The sequence below is a fragment of the Paenibacillus algorifonticola genome (assembly GCF_050481745.1).
GTDB classification, from domain to species: domain Bacteria; phylum Bacillota; class Bacilli; order Paenibacillales; family Paenibacillaceae; genus Pristimantibacillus; species Pristimantibacillus algorifonticola_A.
In genome coordinates, this window is sequence record NZ_JBCNGR010000008.1 from 12,842 (window position 1) to 28,875 (window position 16,034).

General features: G+C 51.7%; 18 protein-coding genes. All 18 read right to left on the bottom strand.

The window, feature by feature from the left end; all coding sequences use genetic code 11:
* Positions 1 to 8 precede the first annotated feature (8 nt).
* Positions 9 to 458, bottom strand: coding sequence for a hypothetical protein (locus ABEW34_RS07560; RefSeq protein WP_430156651.1), 450 nt, complete (start codon positions 456 to 458; stop codon positions 9 to 11).
* The gene (locus ABEW34_RS07565) at positions 445 to 936 is read right to left on the bottom strand and encodes an HK97 gp10 family phage protein (protein ID WP_430156653.1); all 492 of its coding nucleotides are present in this window, start codon (positions 934 to 936) and stop codon (positions 445 to 447) included. Before ABEW34_RS07565 ends, ABEW34_RS07560 begins: the two co-directional genes overlap by 14 nt.
* Positions 936 to 1,253, bottom strand: a complete 318-nt coding sequence (locus tag ABEW34_RS07570; protein ID WP_430156656.1) for a hypothetical protein — start codon at positions 1,251 to 1,253, stop codon at positions 936 to 938. The genes ABEW34_RS07565 and ABEW34_RS07570 overlap by 1 nt, the downstream gene beginning before the upstream one ends.
* Positions 1,253 to 1,651: a hypothetical protein gene (locus ABEW34_RS07575; RefSeq protein WP_430156658.1), complete on the bottom strand. Its 399-nt coding sequence runs from the start codon at positions 1,649 to 1,651 to the stop codon at positions 1,253 to 1,255. The genes ABEW34_RS07570 and ABEW34_RS07575 overlap by 1 nt, the downstream gene beginning before the upstream one ends.
* A gap of 20 nt (positions 1,652 to 1,671) precedes the next feature.
* On the bottom strand, positions 1,672 to 1,908 hold the full coding sequence (locus ABEW34_RS07580; protein ID WP_430156661.1) for a hypothetical protein: 237 nt from the start codon (positions 1,906 to 1,908) through the stop codon (positions 1,672 to 1,674).
* A 1-nt stretch (position 1,909) separates the two neighbouring features.
* The gene (locus tag ABEW34_RS07585; RefSeq protein ID WP_430156663.1) at positions 1,910 to 2,998 is read right to left on the bottom strand and encodes an SU10 major capsid protein; all 1,089 of its coding nucleotides are present in this window, start codon (positions 2,996 to 2,998) and stop codon (positions 1,910 to 1,912) included.
* A gap of 31 nt (positions 2,999 to 3,029) precedes the next feature.
* Positions 3,030 to 3,689: a scaffolding protein gene (locus ABEW34_RS07590; protein ID WP_430156665.1), complete on the bottom strand. Its 660-nt coding sequence runs from the start codon at positions 3,687 to 3,689 to the stop codon at positions 3,030 to 3,032.
* 126 nt (positions 3,690 to 3,815) lie between these two features.
* Complete coding sequence (locus ABEW34_RS07595) at positions 3,816 to 5,222, bottom strand: hypothetical protein (RefSeq protein WP_430156666.1); 1,407 nt, start codon at positions 5,220 to 5,222, stop codon at positions 3,816 to 3,818.
* Positions 5,219 to 5,467 carry a hypothetical protein gene (locus ABEW34_RS07600; RefSeq protein WP_430156668.1) on the bottom strand — a complete coding sequence of 83 codons (249 nt, stop codon included), beginning with the start codon at positions 5,465 to 5,467 and terminating at the stop codon, positions 5,219 to 5,221. The genes ABEW34_RS07595 and ABEW34_RS07600 overlap by 4 nt, the downstream gene beginning before the upstream one ends.
* A gap of 16 nt (positions 5,468 to 5,483) precedes the next feature.
* On the bottom strand, positions 5,484 to 6,281 hold the full coding sequence (locus ABEW34_RS07605) for a phage minor capsid protein (RefSeq protein WP_430156669.1): 798 nt from the start codon (positions 6,279 to 6,281) through the stop codon (positions 5,484 to 5,486).
* Positions 6,274 to 7,815: a phage portal protein gene (locus ABEW34_RS07610; RefSeq protein ID WP_430156670.1), complete on the bottom strand. Its 1,542-nt coding sequence runs from the start codon at positions 7,813 to 7,815 to the stop codon at positions 6,274 to 6,276. Before ABEW34_RS07610 ends, ABEW34_RS07605 begins: the two co-directional genes overlap by 8 nt.
* Before the next feature lie 28 nt (positions 7,816 to 7,843).
* Positions 7,844 to 9,286 carry a phage terminase large subunit gene (gene terL / locus ABEW34_RS07615; RefSeq protein WP_430156672.1) on the bottom strand — a complete coding sequence of 481 codons (1,443 nt, stop codon included), beginning with the start codon at positions 9,284 to 9,286 and terminating at the stop codon, positions 7,844 to 7,846.
* A 1,010-nt stretch (positions 9,287 to 10,296) separates the two neighbouring features.
* Positions 10,297 to 10,689 carry a phBC6A51 family helix-turn-helix protein gene (locus ABEW34_RS07620; RefSeq protein WP_430156674.1) on the bottom strand — a complete coding sequence of 131 codons (393 nt, stop codon included), beginning with the start codon at positions 10,687 to 10,689 and terminating at the stop codon, positions 10,297 to 10,299.
* Positions 10,690 to 11,332: 643 nt separating this feature from the next.
* Positions 11,333 to 12,241, bottom strand: coding sequence for a hypothetical protein (locus ABEW34_RS07625; RefSeq protein WP_430156677.1), 909 nt, complete (start codon positions 12,239 to 12,241; stop codon positions 11,333 to 11,335).
* Positions 12,241 to 12,600, bottom strand: coding sequence for a hypothetical protein (locus ABEW34_RS07630; protein ID WP_430156679.1), 360 nt, complete (start codon positions 12,598 to 12,600; stop codon positions 12,241 to 12,243). Before ABEW34_RS07630 ends, ABEW34_RS07625 begins: the two co-directional genes overlap by 1 nt.
* 319 nt (positions 12,601 to 12,919) lie before the next feature.
* Positions 12,920 to 13,291 (bottom strand): sigma factor-like helix-turn-helix DNA-binding protein, encoded by a 372-nt coding sequence (locus tag ABEW34_RS07635; protein ID WP_430156682.1) that lies wholly within the window; start codon positions 13,289 to 13,291, stop codon positions 12,920 to 12,922.
* 137 nt (positions 13,292 to 13,428) lie between these two features.
* Entirely contained in the window at positions 13,429 to 14,280 is an 852-nt protein-coding gene (locus tag ABEW34_RS07640; RefSeq protein ID WP_430156684.1) for a phage antirepressor KilAC domain-containing protein, read from the bottom strand.
* Between the two features lie 58 nt (positions 14,281 to 14,338).
* Entirely contained in the window at positions 14,339 to 15,274 is a 936-nt protein-coding gene (locus ABEW34_RS07645) for a DUF3102 domain-containing protein (RefSeq protein WP_430156687.1), read from the bottom strand.
* Between the last annotated feature and the right edge of the window lie 760 nt (positions 15,275 to 16,034).

Consider the following 16,034-nt stretch of genomic DNA (forward strand, 5'->3'; position numbering starts at 1 on the left):
AAGCCCCCTTATATGTTCGTAGTAATTTTCGTTCTGACTTCGCCAATTAACGGCACGTCAGTTTGCGTCCGTCTCTCGCGAACTTGCGCACGTAAGACGCCGATTGACGCGAATAAATCGCCGTCCGTCTCAAACGGCTGTGCAAAAGAAAACGCCCCGACGCGTAAATATCGCGATGAGGCGTTAATTGGTATTAAATTTCGGTCGTACAGCACGCTGCTTAACACGTCCATTTTCGTCAAGACATCCGCTATCTGTGCGCCAAAATAAATGATTTGATAATCGCGGTCGGCGCGGTAGTGTTGGTACGTCTCCGTCGCTCGCCCATCGTTTATCAAACGGATGACGAATAGACCGCTATAAGGCTGACGCGGTACTACTTGCTTCTCGGTCAGCGCGTCCGGAAACGTAGCCTTGACGAAAGCTTCAATCGATTCGAGTTCGTTAACGACGCCCAATTCGGAACCCCCTTCGCCGCAGCTCCGCTTTTATATCGTCTTCCATTTGGGCCGCCCAATCTGCGCCATAACGCTCCAACGGTTCATCAATAAATCGCGGAATCGTGCCGGGCGTTGTCGGATGGCGGAACCTGTCACCGTGCTTAACCGGATACTCATCGTGCAGATACGCCGCGTAGTCACGTTTTCGCGCGCCATGCGTCTCGATAACGCTTGCCGATATCGTACCGGTAACATTATCTCCGTCCTTTTCCGTATCAACTTTAATGCTGCGCCGCAAATGGCCCTTATCAAGCGGAGCCACGTCGACCGCTTTCCGCTTCCACGTATCCATAACGTCATGAGCCGCAACGACTGCGCCTTCATCTAGCGCGTCATCTAGCCGCCGATCCCAGCTCCGAAAAAATGCGCCAAGAATCCGTTGCGCTATGTTCCGCCGACCATCGATATTAACCGTTATCCTGTTACTCGCGCCCATTATACGTACACCTCCGTCAAGATAGCGCGGCCGTTAAACATGCGAATAGGCCGTATCTTAATCGGTCTGCGTTCGATCGTTACGCCTAATTCGTTTACATACGTTATTACGTCGTCGTACGCAATGGCCGCTAATTTATCGAGCAATATTCGCATGTCTGCGACCGCCTCCTCTCCGGCTTGATTCGTGACTACCTTCGTCGTCTCTTCGACGCGAGCCTTTAGCGTAATGACTTCGGCTGCCGATGTGCGTCCCCATCCGTCAGACGCGCCAGCTTTCGTTACAATAACCGTCTGCTTCAGCGGTAATATCGCCATTACAGCACCGTCCATTTAACGCCGCGTTTCGATATGACAACGCCGTTTTCCGCGCCTATAAGATCGAGCGCTACTTGCGGAATCAATGCCGCAGGATCGGCGTCAGGTCCGACGACTAAGTCCACTTTGAAACCGACCGATACCGTAAGATTGAGCGCAAAGTCTTCGATGCCTTGGCGTGCTAGTTTATTCGTATCGTTATAAGCCGTCGCGAGTACGTTAGCGAACTCGTAAGTCGCCGCGTCGGGTATCATATATTTCGGGTATTTTCGGGCTAGCGTCCGTCCAGCGACGTTTAGTATGCGTCCTTTACTCGCTTCGTCTGCGTCCGTCCAATCCTCAATTACGATGCAATTTGCGCTGATATACTCGTCCGCTTCCGTTACATTTACCGCCACATTGCGGCCTCCTCCGTTTGTTATTTTACGGAGGATTTACGCGAGGCGGGCGGCTTAACGTGTTTCTCCGCTTTATCCGCTGCTGCTACTTCCTCCGGTTCTTCGACACGCACAACGTCCGCCAATTCGTTTAGTACCGCGATCTCCGCTTCGGACTCCGTGACGAAGAAGCCTCCGCAAAATCTACGGAAGCTCCCGTCTACGTAAAATCCAAGTTCCGGATAACGCGGCGATTCGTATTTCGCTATCCGCTCCATCTTACGCCAGGCCTTTCAGGCGACCGTGTGCTTTCTCTTGCTGGAACTCAAGCGTGTATTCACCGACGATTTGACCGTTCATATAATCGCCTTTAGCACCCATAAATGTATGCCCGAACTCGCGTGACTTAAGCGGTTTGATAGCCATTCTATTTGCATCAACCAGTAGCAGCTCGTCCGAAGACAGGTTTTGGTTGAGGACAATTTCGAATTGACCGAAGTCTGTAACGAGATGATCCACCTTTACCCCGCGAATATTCTCATCCTGCGTGATATGGATTTTATTCGAATCCGCAGCCGAAAGTACAACCTTCTGCTTAGCAGGAACCATGATTTTATAGTTACCGCCACTTGCAAAACCGCCTGATTCATAAATACCTTGCGCAAGGTTGGTAACCGCGCTAATTGTGAGCGCACCGTTTACGTTAGTTACGTTCGTTTGAATAAACTGGCGGATACCTTTCATTTGGCGGATTTGACCGGACTCGTATTGCACGCCGTTAATCAGCGCCTTTTCGAGCTGAAGCGCAAGCTCAAGCTGTTTCTTCTGCTTTTCGTGTTCGTAGAGATTGTCGATTCCAAACTGAGCAACGGCCTGCGCTGTACCGGAGATGTCAATTGAGTCGTCGAAGATTTGTGTAATGTTCGATTTACGCACACGCGGTTTGAATCGAGCAGAACGAGCGTCAGCACCTTCCGTACCCTCTACGAACAACACCTCAACCTTCGCGCCGGAAGCGATAGCAGCGGCCGTTGTAGATGCGTAACCGCGTGTCACTGTCAACGTTTTTGCTCCGACATCGGTTGCGGAAACGTAAAGCAGCTCCTCACCGATTTTGATAACGTGCCCTACACGGAATGGCTCAACGGATACGACGGCAATGCTCGTAGCGCCGACAAGGGCGGATGCAGTCGTTACCGTTTCATCTCCGTACATTTCATCCTCATACCAAACGTGTTCTACCGCCGTAACTGCCTCTGCGAAGCCTAGCGCGTTCAGCAACGGAGTTTGATGCGGATTAAGCAGAAGAATTTCGTCAACTACCGACTCGCGCTTGCCTACTAGATTTGCGTTATATACTTTAGCCATTATTAAATATCCCCTTTATGTTGGTTTTTGTTTATTTATTCAGTTCGTCTTTAAGTGCGGCGTAAGCCATGCGGTCTTCGATGCGACCTGTCCTGCGCGCTTTCTCGCCAGCTTCCGCGATAAGTTGTTCCTTCGTTTTCTCCGCTTTCTCCTCGCTACCGCCCGTACCTCCGCCGATCGCACGCGGTTCCTTCTTCGTTTCAGCGACTAGATACGGTTTCGCGGCCAGCAACGCAGCCACAACGTCATCAACTCCGGCCACATTTCCGTCATCATCTACCGACGCGCCGCTCAAGTCCGCGAGTCTGTATGCGTCATCTACTGCGTCGGCTCTTACGCCAGCCTCTTTCGCGAGCAATCGGAACTCTGCGCGAATAACGCGGTCATTAGCGGCCTTCAGCGCTTTATCGCCGCGTTCGGACGCTTCCGCTGCCTTGCGTTCGGCTTCGGCTTTTTCCGCCTGCAACCGCTCCGTTTCCGTCAATTCCGCAGTTTTACGCGCGTCCTCTTCGGCTTTCAAGCGGTCGCGCTCCGCCTTCAGCTCGTCATAATCGGCGTACTTACTTTTAACGCGGCCTTTTTCGCGTCCAATTAGCGCGTCTAGTTCTTCCTGCGTAAATTCGAGCTTCTTCGGCTTTTCGTCACCTTCGCCGGAATCTTCGTCGCCTTCCGCAAATAATTGTAGATTCAACGGTAGCGAATACATGCGTTTAGTTTCGTTATTCATACGTCCTCCAACCGTTTAAAGCCCGTCGGCTATCGTTTAGTACAGCCGCGCAGTTTAGCGTCATAGGCGTATCGGACAATTGTAGTAACGTTAAATTTTTACGATTTGGAAATCCGTCCAAGCCAATCCGTTACCTGAGTTCGCGCCGCCGTTTCCGCGTCCAAGTGCGATCGTCAAGAACGTCGTATCGAACGGTAAGGTAAACGGAACGCGGAGAAAGGAGCCTTCGCCTGGCTGCGCATAAAACTCGCCCCATAGGTTTTCGTTCGTTGCTCCCGCTTGGATATCGAGGAACAAGCCGGACGTACCCGTTAATTGCAGCTTAATGCGCTGTTGCTGCGCTGTCGTTGATCGTACGCGACAGCGGATTTCGAACGTCTCACCCGCGAATGCGAACAAGTTATTCACACGTCCAACGAGGCTTTTATTGCCGGTCACATCGTACAAATTAGACTGTTCGAAGCTCGGCGTACCCCAAACAGGGTCGGCTGCGTGGAATGTCTTATCTCCCCAATAAAGCGCGTCCGTCACGGACCAAAAGCCCGGAGTTGCTTGCGACACGCCCGCGAAGGCGATACCGTTATCGGTCGCTAAGTTCTGGCGCACGCTGGACTTATTGACGTAGTGTAGGCCGGATAATGTCAGAATCTCGGCTGTTCCCGCATCGCGTGCGGCAACTAGTGCGTCGAGTATTTGCACTACATGATTCCAGTACATTTGATTCGTCGATCCTGCGTTAGTCCGGTCGATTTGCTGCGGATGGATAAGGAGAGCAAGCTGCCATCCGTTTTTAACGCAAAGGTCAATTTGCGCGAGTGTATCCGCAAGATGCTGCGCGCTTGTCTTGCCTGGCGGCATTGCCGTAACCGTGTACCGCGAGCCTCCGAAATAGTTACCGGTAGGCGGTCGACGCGTAATCGAGCCGATATACCCGGAGTAATGCGCGTGATTTTCGTAAATGATCCGTCCCGCATCGCTTTTTATGTTCGTTAGCAGCTTATCTTTGTCGAGGTTGTTATACGCCCCGGATGGTGTTGCGCCTACTTGAATAAAACCTTGGCATTTCAGCTTGTGCGTCGCTTCAATAGTTGTTTTCGACTGAATTACCTCGCGCTCCAAGTCCGATACGTTATTTGGCGTGTTATGGTCGTAACCGTGCGACCAGGTCTCCATGCCCCAGCGCCAGCTCCACTTCTGCAAATCCGCTGTTGTGACGCCTTGATTGTTATCATTCGCCGGATTAGCGATTAATCCCATCGTGAACGGCAGTTTACGCGACCGCATCTCCGCAATCATGTCTTGTTTTAGCCAATACGTAGAGTCGTCGAACGTAATCGCGAATGACGCTTTATTCCCGATGCCGATGCCGTCGCCTTTACTTTGCTGCGCCTGCTCACGTAATGCCTGACCGTAGATTAAATTCGCTAATTGAGCGGTCGATACTCCACCACTACTTCCGCCGCTGCCGGGTTTCTTCGTAAGTCCGCGTCTACTCATCGCGTTTCGTTCCCTTGGCGACGGGCATACCCGAAGTAAGCGTCAGTTGCTGTTACCGTAATCTCTTTAAACGGTTCCAATTCTTCATCGAGCGTGTATCCGGGACGCAGCGTGAACGTCTCTCCGTTTACAGTGAACGTTAAGTTAGCTGCTCCGTCATTGCATATTACTAGTTCGTTCATTGTCTTAGGCATGACGAACGTATTCGTAGTTGTGCCGCTAAATGCCTTTAGTGCTTTCGCCATTTCTCGTCCCCTCTCGTTATTCCGGATTTCTTATCGGCACTATTACGTGCTTACAGTTTGGGTGGAATATCTCTCGTCTCGGCAAGTCGCCAATATACAGATAATCGCCCGGAGCGTCCGGCGTAAGTTTAATCGTACGACCTTCCCACCTTGCGCAAGCATCCTTCGCGCCATGACTTGATATCGTAGCGTACATAACTCCGCGTCCTAGCGCCTCGTTAATTGTCCCGTTAATCTGCGCTTGCATCAGCTTCGTACGCGTAACCATATCGACGTATGTCCCTACCTTCCAGCGCCTGCCGCCCGCGTCCACGATCGCGCTATCAGCCGCAGCTCCTAAGTCCGCGCGGATACGGGCGATTGTCGCAGCGTTAATCGTCTTCCGTCCGTTGATTCCGACCGCCATTTGTTCACGCATAACGTCCGCGACCGCTTTACGGATGGCCGCTTTCGTCCGCCGCTCCATATTCTGCGTGACAGCGAGCAGGTCCGCATAAGTGTCGTCCTTAAACGCTGCGCCTGCTGCCTGATTAGCGCGGTTAAGCGGCGTACGGTTGATACTGCCGATGCCGAGCGCGTTTAACGCCCGATCAATGCCGGACTTAATCGCGTTTGGTATCGTTCGCGTAACCCAGCCAGCCGCGCCGGTCCGTGTCCGCCCGAAAATGCCGCCGAGCCTCTTAAATAGTCCGTCGCCAGATTTGCGCGTGAGATTCGCGACGTCTACGCGATCCATTTCGGCTTTAACGTCCTTAACCGCATCGGCGTAGAGCTTCGTTATCTCCGCTACGTCCTTATCGACGTTCTTACTCATCGTTAAACACCGTTGATTCTACGGTTCCATTAACGCGCTCATCGTCCGCACCGATCTGCGCCAGAATCTGCTCGGCTTGCGTATCGTTTACGCCGTCCAAGCGCTTAATAGCGGACTTAACGTCGATCGTTGCTTGGCCGCCGGTACGGATCGAATAGACCTCCGCCTCAGCCTTGTCGTCCTTCGGAATGCCATCGCGCCAGGTGATCGTAGGATAAACGGCCTCGTACGGCTCGTACCCTTCGACGCCTTCGTTCGCGACGTTTTCGAGCTGCATCGCCGTCCATAAGGCATCCCGAATCGCGCGGTCAACGTGATTACGGATGCGCGTCACCTTGGTGAGTATCGGCATGAAGCGCGCTTTGATGGCACCGCCGTCGGTGTGTGACGTGCCGCTGCCGCCTTTGTCCGCTGAGAGCGTCGTACCGAATAACCATTGCGGCGTTTCGCTCATTTGGTAGAGGATGCCGAGTAGGATGTCGAGTTCTTTAAACGCGGCTTCTAACTGGCCTTCCCACACCATGTAGCCGGGCGCTACCTCGTCCTTATTAACCGGAATGTACTTGCCGCCCCAACGTACGCCGTCGTCTCCGTCAATATCAGGTCCATACGCGATAGGATCGCTGTGTTTCCATAGGATGTAGTCGATCTGTACGAGCCGGTCGTTTATCGCAGCCAATACGGATTCTACCTTCTCAACGCCGCTAATCCCGCGCCAATCATCATCGGTCGTCTTATACGGAATGTGATGTACGAGCAGTTGCGGAACGCCTGAAGCTTCGATATTGCTTTTGCGCCGCGTCGATACCCGTTCGCCGATATTAAACGTCATAACCGGATAGCCGTACGTATTAACGACGCCTGCTTCCGACGCCTCATAGCGCTCGTACACGATGTAGCCTGGTACGTGGCGCTCGACGTTGAGATACGGGCGCTCCGTTGTTCCGCCGAGCAGCGAGTACGCCTCAACCCACTCAATCCACGCGATATTGATTGCGCGGAACTTCTTACGGCTGCCTCGCGACAACTCCGGAAACACGATCGCCGCGTCAACCGATTCGATTATCGGTTCTTTCGGCGCTGCTGGAAGCGTGATGCCTGCGTAATCAGCACGCAAGGCTTCCGTCTCGCTTAAGTCTGCTCTCTGCGCATAATACGTCTTCACGAACGAGTCGCCGCGATAACCGGCCCCGATAACTAATTCGTGGATGAGCTGCGTTAAATCGTTCTCTTCGACGATGGCGTTTAGCCGCGCCTGCTCCGCACTGTCGCCCGCCTTACCACTGTCAAACGTAGGCGGCTCCGTAACCATTAGGTCGGCTGGCTTCGTAAGCAGTACGTCGATTAAGTTAACCGCGATAAACAGCGATTTGAGCTGCGGTTCGTGTGGCGTACCTTTGAGTAATTCCGTTGCGCGGTCGTATATTTCCGCTTGGCGTCCGGCGAATATCGCCTTTCCGCGATAATACTTCGAAATGCGTTCGATATCGGCTGTCGGCGGGTATTGAGCGCCGGTGTAAAATTTGCGTGTCATAGTTGGAATGCGTCCTCCTTTCGTCTAATTAGCGGTAAAATATCGCTGGCTTTTCGCGTACTTGTTTGCGTGATGATTTCGAAGCGTTAACGGCCATCTCTAACGCATCCGGTAAGTCGTCATGCGCGCCAGAACCGTATAATTCAAATTGTTCGAGCAGCAACGCGTGCCGCTTCGAAAATTGAATCGCGCCGGATTCGATATCCGGAATCATCGCTTCAATCCGCAGCTCTTTGCGTGACCGCTGATGTATTTCCTTAACACGCGTGTTCGCAGGATAGCCCGAAGCTCGGAGCGCCTGCTTAAGCTTGTGTACGAAGAACTCCTGCGCTGCCTGCGCTTCTGCCGCGATCTTCATCGGCTGGAATCGCGTCACTCTTTCGACGATTACGCGCATAAACTCGTCCGGATGGACACGTTCGCCGTACGCATCAATAACGTAAACCGTTCCGCTCTTTCGATGCTTAGCGACCGTTAACAGCGCGCTATAGTCGCCGCGCGTCTTGCCCATCGCGAAGTCAACGCCCATATAAACGTCATACTCGGCGCTGCTGAAGTCGCGCGGCGTTCCGTCCCAATACGTAAACTTGTCCGGAATGAATACCGCGTTCTCTTCATCGACCGGATTGTTCATGTACTCCGTGTTAAACGCTTTGCTTCCGTTGTCCCACTTCCACGTCATCAACTTCCATAGCGGCTGTGCTTCCGGCCACAATACAACCGCGCCTCGGTCCATGTCTGCGCGATTCAGCTCGTATAACGCTAGCGCCTCCGCAGCTCGGTCCGGATTATCGCGGTCGATGTAAACGAGTCGGCACGCTTCCCACAAGTCCATGCGCTCCGGCCATTCGATAATCGCCCGATATACGCGCGCTTTAAAGTCCGACCGTTTATACAGGACGTTAACGAGTAATGATTCGTGGTGGACCGTCGTCCCCATATAGACCATTGCAGTTTTCTTACCTTTCGGGTCTCCAAGCGGTACTACCGTTTGAGCGAACCAATCACGCATCTTCTGGCGCAGTTCCGGAGTCGCCGCATTCGACTTTATGTCTTCGAGGTCGTCGCATACGATAAGGTCCGGCCTCACACCGTTCCAATTACGTCCCCGCAGCGCCTGGCCGGTCGATGCCGCTTCAACTTTCGTAAGTAGTTTCGGTATGCCGCTCGGCTGCGGTTCCCACGCGATAAACTCCGAACTGTTATCCTTCGGATTCTCCTGCTGCTTCGGCGATAACAAAGGCCCGAAGTCCCGCCGTAGCTTTTCGTTATGCTTCAGTTGCATCGATATCCAGTCGAGGTTGCCGGAGCTGACCGCCGGTGTCTCCGATATGATAATTTCGTATTTACGCTTGCGGTAAACGATCTCCCGCGCAGGAAACGCTTTTGATAAATACGTTGACTTGGCGTGAGAGCGCGGCGCAGCAACGGCCGTCTTCGCGTTTTTGTTGACGTTGGATACGTCGTCCATGACGTCGCTAATTTCGCGGTGAAAGTCCGGAGCGTCCTCTACGTTATCAATATCGAAGCCGTCCCAGTTGCCCGCGTTGCCTGGATTGCGCGCTTCCGAGAAGTATTCGAGCGCGAACGCGATTAAGTCGTCTTCGCCCGCGTTAATGCGCTCTAAGCGTTCTAATTCCGTCAGCTGCTCGTCGATATCGCGTAAATCATCGTCGGATAGAGCGGCTATATCGGCGTCCTTAATAACGTCCCGTAGCGCATGTAATTCGTGAATAATCGCGTCTCTTTCCGCACGTCCGAGCCATTTACCGTTTGTCCATGCGATAGTAGCCGCCCTCCCCTCGTTTTTAGCGTTGATTTAGCGTGATAGCGACGTCTGGATTGCGTTAAGGCGTAAATACAGCGTTGAAGCGTAGGACGGCGCTATCGGGCGTGTAGATAGGCGAAACCCAAACGTTAATTTTGATACGTGGATTGTAATAGCACCCGATTCGAGCCGCCTCGCAGGGCCGCTTGGGGGTACGGACGCGAACGTACATTCCGCTTGACATTTCGGAATATACATATTCGACACTTTTCGACATCCGTTTATGCATACGCTCAGCGCAGGCTTTATGCAGCGTTTATGCACGGACATATGTACAAAATCCGCATTTCATACACTAGTCGTCGCCGAGAACCCGCATGGTTACGCGGTTCTTGTTACGCGCATAATTAACCGTTTATGCATCGTTTATGCAGTCGCCGATAACCCGCGCTGCTATGCGGTTTGCTACGATCGGTAACAATCCTATTTCCCGCGAATACTGGCGGAATATTCACGTTTATGCAAATTGCCAATTTACGGAAAAATGTATAAACGCGTCCTCTTCCGGCCAAACCGAACGGCCCTGCGGCGCTGCTCCGAAAAAATCCGAAGGGCCGCGCTCCGAACCGCGCGTGCAGGAAAAACCGCCCTAATGTGAAGCGTTGTGCATAGCGTTTTAACGCGTTCCTTCATTATTAGCGCCTAAATAGGTCTTACTTCACATCGTCGCTATCACGATTGACTGACGTGGCTATACGCCTACGTAACGCGTCTATGTCTACCGATCCTGAGACCTTCGCGTCAATCTCGTGCTTATCCGTCAACATACCGTTAACCTGAAGAAGTAGCTTAGCCGCTGCTGCGTTACCTTCGTAGATTACAGAGTCCGCTAATTTATCCATGATATCCGGAAGCCTGTTCATTGTCTGGCGTACTATTTCCTGCTTCAACTCGCGTTCAAATAACGTATCCTTTAACCAGTCGTAAAGCGCCCGCCTACTAACTCCCGCTTCCGTAGCGATCTCCTCCATCGTCTTACCACCGCGGTTAGGCTGCGAAAGATAGCCGATAGCGATCCGGTGATGCGTCTCAAGCCGTTTCAGCATGCCGTTTCACCTCCGTTCTGTATTCGATCATTACCGCTATCTATTACGTCTTAGCCTGCGCGCCTTCTTACGCCTTACCCTACCGTCAGACACTACGTACCATACGAATATTACTAGCGCAGGACATACGCATACCAACGTAATAAGCGAAGGCCCTACGCTAATCTCAACGCCATCATAATGCCTAGTAACGAGTATGAATGCGGTTATGATTAACGCGATGTGAACGGTGATTATTAACGTTAGCAATCGTTCCAACTCCGTTCTATAACGTCTGCTCACGGTGGCTTTCTAAAGCCTACGGGAGCCTAAGAGCCTGCCGCGTCGCTACGCTCCTTGCCTTGTCCGCGACAAAAGAATCTCGCGTCCAAAATGTATTAGTACATGAGGTTTGGCACGCTTTTGGTCAAACCGAAATGTCGCTAGGAACGTAGTGACGACGCGTAAACGTTCCCGTTGGCTTCAAAGCCTGCGTGAACCTCCGTATTACTAAAGCGGTATTAATGCCGCGCTATCCCTAAGAATAAGAGGACGAAACGCGTAAAAACGCCGCAATCCCGCGTGGCTCTAAGCGTTAAGCCACTTCGCAACTATGCAGTATATGAAGCGATTTTGCCCGTTGCTGTGCAGTATATGAAGCGGTCTAATACGGAAGTTCAGCGTCGTCAATCTCGATCTGCCCGTTTCTTTGTTCGTCAGCGCTCAACGCTTGTTTAAATTCGTTCCGTACGAACTCCGTGTATTCGTCGTTCTCATCGCGCGGTCGCTTCCGATACATGACGTCAGGATTCATGCGAATAATCTTCGCGCCGAACGCCTCCGACCTCATTACGAAGCCTGCCGTGATAAGTTCGCGCATGCAGCGAAGCGCGGTAATATCATCGACGCCTACTTCCTCCGCGAACCTCGTTTGCGATAAGTGGCGAATCTCATCGCTGTGCCTTACGTTAGGATTACAGCAAAGATACATATATTCGTAGTGAATATACGGAATCATCTTGTATAGCAGCCCGGCCGCCTGAATCGAAACTTTAGCGATGTCCGTCCGCGTCTTCGTTTGGTAAATCCGCGTGAATGTCGTTCCCTTAATCGCGCGTCCGATCGTGTGGTACGCCTCTGAGACGTTATATACGTTGCGCTTGCCGTCCTTCTCCGTAATTAGCACGCCAGCCGTAACAAGCCCGCTAACAAGCGTAACCGTCCAGCGTCGAGCCTTACCGATAGCACGCGCTATTTCTTCGATTCCCATACGTTTAGCTGCGTACCGAAGCTCGCCGTTACGGTCGAACCGCATGTACGGAATCAGCTTCATGACCGCGCCGATCTCGCCAAGGTTAAGGATATCGTTCAGCTTGCGTACAGGAACGTGATAGGCGACAACGTAATTACGGCCGCCACCCGCAGCTTCAATCGCAGCCTTACGCCTCTTCGCGTCCTGGATTGCGGAAAGCTGTTCGTGACTCATTACGCTGAACTCCGCCTCGTCAACGACTAGGAGTGTGCGACCGGTTTCATCGTCGTAGTACGCCTGTTTACCGAAAGTGTCTGCCATTAGTACACCTCCCGCATATGTTGCGCTCTGCCTTTTCTCGAACGAATGACGCTTAGTACATGATGCTGCACGAAGTAATAATTCAGCTTGCGTCCTTGAACGTAACCGTATGCGATTTTACGTGAAAGTGCAGTCATTTTGTCCGGTGTAATCCGTCGTAACGCCAGTATATCGACTGTCTCGTCCACATAGCGTTCGATCAAAGGGAAGGTATCTTCACCATCCCATCGCGCAGTAAATGCGACAATTAGAGCCTTGCGTCGATTACAGAAGAGTCCGACGGCATTTCCCTCATTATCCTTCGTCTCGCTTACGATGTGTTTCTCGTTACAGAATCGGCAGTATACTTGTTTGTCCATTCGATAGCCTCCGTGATTTAGATTTATATGTGAAAACGTAAAATACGCCATCCCTCGAAGGGGATAGCGTTCAACTTCGTCTATAACGTATAGGTAGCTAAAGGCGCAAAATATACCCCTTAGTGGCGAAATTTTTATTTACTCCGTCTATAACATATAGCTTTGAGAAGGTGTAAATTATACCCCCAAACGTAAGAGCTTTTTCATATTTTATCGAATTATTTTCGTAGAGGTCGCCCGCAAGGCTGTCGCTGTGTGAATTGAAGGGTATGTTGCGGACCTGTTTAGCGGCGGAAGTTCTTGGTTACGACTTTTGGCGTCACGCCGCAATTGTAATTTCCTCGTAGTTCCAACGCATGTAAACTTCCGCTATTTTCTCTGCCGCGCCATCTACGTGTTCGCTAACGTTCTTCTGCGCGATTCCCATAACGCGCGCCGCTTCTGCCTGCGTTAAGTCCTTTCCGTAAACCAACGCAATAGCTTCCGCTTGCCGATCGGTCATGCCGCTGCTTTCAATCGCGCTGTGAAGGTCGATGATAATGTCGGACGCAGCCGTGTCTCCCTTGAATCTGCGCGCTGCTATACGGTGCCTATCGCGTAGAAGCGCCTTAACGCCGTCCGCTGAATTAAGCGCGTATTTTTGTTGATATTTGCGTGTATCTTGCGTTAAATCTACGTTTGTACCGCCCATTAAACCGCCGCCTTCGTATTAGATTCGGATAATAACGGAATCAGACGCTTGCCTATTGCGCTAATTACCGTTGTTGTTACCGCGTTGCCTGCTTGCTCAACGCAATGACTTTCTTTGAGAAAGTGGCAACCCTTTAACTACGTATTAAGGGTTAGCCTCAGCGTAACAACAGGTTCAACAACCCCTGGCTGCTGCTTTTTGCGCTGGCTTCTTCGCTTAACTCCTCCCAACCGAGGCTCGCCGCCTGGGGATATACCCCGTTTGGTAAGTAGCTCGTGTATGAACAGCCTCCCTTTTTGCGTCCATCTAGTGTTAGTAAAAACATAGCCCGTGTTGCGGTTAATTCCGGTGTCAGACCTGGCGTAGCCTTCTCTTACGTACGCCTGTCTGAGCACCCACTGACCGCCTACCTTATGTTGAACACCGGCCTCTTTTAGTATCGCGTTCAGTTCTTCGCCCTTCAGACCGTAGTCCTTCGCAATCAAAGTCACTACCATCGTATTTGTCGAGCGTAGTATTTCATCGTAGTACGAAACTTTAGGAGCCTGTTCCGCTAGAATTAACGCTTGCTGCTCGGTTTCCAATTGTAGCGCCACCCGCGCCTTCTCTTCTTCTATCCAGCGCTCCGCACGCGCTATAGGGTCCTCGATCTGATATGATGGAGCCGGAGCAACTTCGTAGCGGCCGGTTTTATCAATGGACGGAAGAACTTCATGCGTTACCCATCGTCTAAAGGCTTTTGCATTTGGCTTACTGCTTTTAAATACCAGTGAGTACAAGCCGGAGAGACTGACGAGCATTACATTTCTTTGCTGACCTCCTATATGCAATGTATATAGCAGCTTTTCGTCATCATCTAACCCGCTTAACGCTTGGCTTGTGTTCTTAATGTCCAATACTTCGCATACGTCTTTTCCTACGAACCACGACTCTTCCTCTCGCGTCAAACAGCCTATGTTAACTCCCTCGTAATTAAACAACTGATTCACTTCGCATCTCTCCTTCATTTTATTGGTTTATCTATGTTAAGCAGCCGTAGCCGCGTGTTTATGCTTCCTCGCGTTGGTACTCTCGCCAAGCCTCCGTTACGAGCCTAAAAAGAAAGTCCGAGCCACCGCTGTCCGGGTGGAGTACCTTCATCCACGAACGGTATTTTCCGCGAATCGCACTATAACTGTCTCCCTCGTAAACGTCGAATACCTCGTATGGATCGACGGCAATGCCTCCGAATGACTGGCGGTTGTGCGGTTGTTTATAGCTAGCCGCTATCGAGACTGCCGACTTCCCCGCCCGTAGGCCGCTCAAAATATCCGGATAATTCTCCGAAAATAACGCCGATGACAACGCGGCTGCTACGGATAACATCGCAACTATCTCGCTAGGATCTAACGCTACTACTCGGCGCGCAACGCAGAGCGGGAGCCGTTCTAGCGTTTCCACTTCCACTTCAGAAAGTCCGGATATCTCAAAGGGATCGCGCGATGCTGACGAGCTAGCCGCGCCGTTGGGCGGTTCCTCCGGTTTAGCGGTTATGAGGCCGGCCGCCTCGCGTTCTTGGCGAACAACCGCGCGCAGCTCCTTTACCGTCATGTTCGCGACCGGCTTTTCTCCCGAAGCGGTAGTGTGTAATTCCGCCATGAACGTGTCTAAATCCGTTTCGGCAGGCAACGATAGCAGCTCGAACATTTTACCGATCGGTAAATCGATAGACGTCGAGCGATTTCCAAACCGTTCGTAAACCTGCACGTACTTACGCGCCGTTACCGGTACAAGACCGACCGAGCGCAGCCAAGGCTCCCATTGACCGTGAATCAGTCCGTTCACCTTAACGAAATGAAGTCTACGCCCGATTTCGACTGCTATACGCCCAACTCGCACCTCTGCCGCGTCGATTTCGGTTAAGAATCCGCGTATTTCGCCCTCGATCTCCGGCAATTCCGCTGTAAATACGTGTGCCGTCCGTTTCTGCGTGCTAGTAGACATATCCGCCTCCTCTTCGCATGAGTGAATTATGTAAAGCGGAAAATTCCGCGTTATAATATATGTCGATGGAAAACAGCGAATTGCACACGCGACTTTACCGAAATGCAAAATAGTGCAAATTTTTACCGCGTAATCGGCGCGATAATTTCCAGTTAAAATAAACGTTGACAACCGGCGCGTTACGTGCTATTTTAAAATCTTTTTAATCTTTAAGAACTTAAAAGACTTTAACTCACTTAATATCACTACGTTCTATTAAGTTCGTTCCGCACCGGATATAAAACACATCCGATACGGGGCTTATATACACATAGAGGGACGCGTGGGCTTAAAATATAAAAGATAAGAGCCGAAAATGGTCCGCCGCGCGCTCCGATTTCCTGCCGTCCCATCGCCGCCCTACCGCCATTAATTGCGTGCCTACATTTTCACCGCGTTTTCACGTTGATTTAGGCGTCCGGAGCGTCCGTTGGTGTTAACGGAGCCTCACGTAGTTAGAACGGCTGTATCACGGTGAAACTACGGCGAAAAGTATATGGCGCGTTTTTGGTGGCGGAGGAAGGCGAAAGGGCGACGCTGGTAATTATGCAAATATGCGCAGTATACAAATAGTGCAAACGATTATGAGGCGGCCTTTTAGTCGAGGGTAATTATGGACAGCTTACGCATAACGGAGTCATTTGGAATGACACCCTACCGTCCTGTCCCGCCCGAATGCTGGCGTTACCTTCTTCGCAAAGGCAAGCGCTGCACCAGCGCG